The organism is Streptomyces alkaliphilus (assembly GCF_014141535.1).
Lineage (GTDB): Bacteria > Actinomycetota > Actinomycetes > Streptomycetales > Streptomycetaceae > Streptomyces > Streptomyces alkaliphilus.
In genome coordinates this window covers 1-2,232 of sequence record NZ_VKHT01000838.1, presented here as the reverse complement: position 1 = coordinate 2,232, position 2,232 = coordinate 1, and the positions used below count along the sequence as shown (strand labels likewise).

At 67.0% G+C, this 2,232-nt stretch carries 4 protein-coding genes; 2 read left to right on the top strand and 2 right to left on the bottom strand.

Annotation, left to right across the window (positions count from 1 at the left end):
- Positions 1 to 221 precede the first annotated feature (221 nt).
- The gene (locus FNQ90_RS20335; RefSeq protein ID WP_153427018.1) at positions 222 to 407 is read right to left on the bottom strand and encodes a hypothetical protein; all 186 of its coding nucleotides are present in this window, start codon (positions 405 to 407) and stop codon (positions 222 to 224) included.
- 401 nt (positions 408 to 808) lie between these two features.
- Positions 809 to 1,120 (bottom strand): hypothetical protein, encoded by a 312-nt coding sequence (locus FNQ90_RS20330; RefSeq protein ID WP_182607684.1) that lies wholly within the window; start codon positions 1,118 to 1,120, stop codon positions 809 to 811.
- A 126-nt stretch (positions 1,121 to 1,246) separates the two neighbouring features.
- Between FNQ90_RS20330 and FNQ90_RS20325 the strand changes: the two genes are divergently transcribed.
- Both FNQ90_RS20325 and FNQ90_RS20320 read left to right on the top strand, forming a co-directional pair.
- Entirely contained in the window at positions 1,247 to 2,077 is an 831-nt protein-coding gene (locus tag FNQ90_RS20325; protein WP_182607683.1) for a helix-turn-helix domain-containing protein, read from the top strand.
- Positions 2,074 to 2,232, top strand: a 159-nt coding sequence (locus FNQ90_RS20320) for a DUF397 domain-containing protein (protein ID WP_182607682.1), incomplete at its 3' end; no start/stop codon positions are given. The genes FNQ90_RS20325 and FNQ90_RS20320, both read left to right, overlap by 4 nt.

Genomic DNA, 2,232 nt, shown 5'->3' with positions numbered 1-2,232 from the left:
ACCCCCCTCTGCCGGGCCGCGGGCCCGGTCGTCACCGGTCTCCGGACCGCAGGTCGGACACGAGCATCCCAGGTGAACCACGCCGGGGACCTCGGGATCGGGCCGGGTCTCCCGACCGGTGCACGCCTCGTGCGGGCCGACGCGACAGGCGTGACAGACGTGCCGGTCGCTGCCCGGGAGCGGCTCCGGGGCCGGCCGGCGGACACGGGGGAACCGCCCGGTCACACGACCACCGCCACCCGGACGCGACGGGACTGCCGCACACCGTGGATCGACGGCGGGGGCCAGTCGATGCCCCGAACGGCCAGGCGCAGGACGGTGCGCCGCTTCCACCGCACCGCCCGGGCACCGAGGTGGGCGGTGAGGAGCCGGGAGAGAGGCGCCCAATGGGCGGCGACCGGTGGCACGGCGTTCTCCGGGGTACGGCGGGGTCCCGGCACGAGGGCCCGGGCGGGAGGTGTCGGGCGCGCCGGGTCGGACGGGGCCGGCCGCACGGCGGCGGTGACGGTGACGGGAGTGGCGCCGGGGGCGGTGAGGGGATCGGCGGACGGCACGGCAACGCGGGCCCCGCCCCTGCGGCGCCTGCCGGTACCCGTCCCGACAAGGCGGTCCCACCACTTGCGGACGGCATGCCGTTTCCGACGGTGGGACCGGTTACGGTGGAGCACGTCGAGTCCATTCGTGAAAAGCGGATCGGCCGTGCCCGGGGACTGTGGCGACAGTCGCCCGGGCGTTTTACCGCCGTGACACGGGAAAATGCGCCACGGGTTCGAATTTCCCCACTTCGGGGGATGCCGGAGCGGAACCATCACCGACTCCCACCGTCCTCGGACAACTCGACCAAGCCGTCCGAACCGTCCGCTCCGGATACCGTCCCCTCGCACCGGAACAACGCCGAAACGGGCTCCTCCGACACGGGCGCGCCGGTGTCAACCTCCGCCCAGCGGGCGGCACATGCCCGACGCAGGCGTTCCAGCGAGGCCGCCATGGCCGCCTCGTCGATCCCGGGCAGGGCCAACCGCGCACGCTCCAACATGGCCCGCACCTCGGCCTCCGTCGGGCGCCGCCGCCGGGGCAGGGGTGGGTCGCTTGCTCCCTCGGGTCCATTCACGTCAGGCATCGCCCGTCCTCTTCTTCCGGATCTCCTTTTCACTATCGGACCGACCGGCAGTCGACATGGGACGTAATGTGCTTCCGAACGCAAAGGGAAACAAGGTGCAATTTGCAACCAAGCACAGGGGAGAGCATGACGGAAAGTAACTTCTCGGTGAGGCGCGCCCACGCCCGCCGATTGGTGGCGGAAAGCCTGAAGGCCCACCGAGCCCGTGCCGGCCTGACCCTGCGGGACCTCGCAAAAGAATTGAATTTTTCACACGGATATATCGCGCGCGTCGAAACCAGCGCACAAATGCCATCCGAAAGTCTGGCTCAAACCCTCGACGGCTACTTCAAGACAAATGGACTCTTCGCCGGCCTTCTGGTACTGACCAGTCACGATGGAACTCCCGATTACATCAGCGCAGCGCTGCAGAAGGAGCGAACAGCGGTCCGCATTCAAGTTCTGGTGAGTAACGTGCTACCCGGGCTGCTCCAGACGCCGGATTACTCCAGGGCACTGTTCACCAGTGCCGCCCCGAAGTCACAGCCAGAGCAGTTCGACGAAGCAGTGAACTTTCGACAGCAACGGGTTCAGACCGTCCTGAAGCGCGACAAGCCAGCACTTTATTGGGCAATCCTTGACGAAGCAGCCCTAGCTCGCCCATTGGGGGGCAAATCTGTGATGCGAAAAGCCCTGAAGCATATGCGCGCCATGACAGAGCGACAAAATATTGTCGTACAGGTGATCCCTTTCGCAGCCGGGGGACACTCAATGCTGAGCGGAAGCTTTACGGCGCTGACCGCCCCGAATGGCAGTTGCGCCGCGTATCTGGAATCCTTCGGGAGTGGCGAAACCGTGGAAGACCCCGAGCGCGTGACCGAACTACTCCAACGCCTGGATCACGCCAAATCGTGCGCGCTACCCGAGTCGGAATCCCTGAAGGTGATCGAAAAATACGAGAAGGAGTACACGGAATGAGAATCAGCACGTGGCGCAAGTCGAGCCACAGCGGCCTGAACGAGGCCTGTCTCGAAGTCGCGGACGGCGTCCCCGGCGTGGTGCCGGTCCGCGACAGCAAGCGCGCCGACGGCCCCACCCTCACCATCCCCCGCGACGCCTGGCATGCCTTCACC

Bases quoted from the DNA above. Each gene is read 5' to 3' on its own strand.
- FNQ90_RS20330 (WP_182607684.1), bottom strand. From the start codon at position 1,120: ATGCCTGACGTGAATGGACCCGAGGGAGCAAGCGACCCACCCCTGCCC.
- FNQ90_RS20325 (WP_182607683.1), top strand. From the start codon at position 1,247: ATGACGGAAAGTAACTTCTCGGTGAGGCGCGCCCACGCCCGCCGATTG.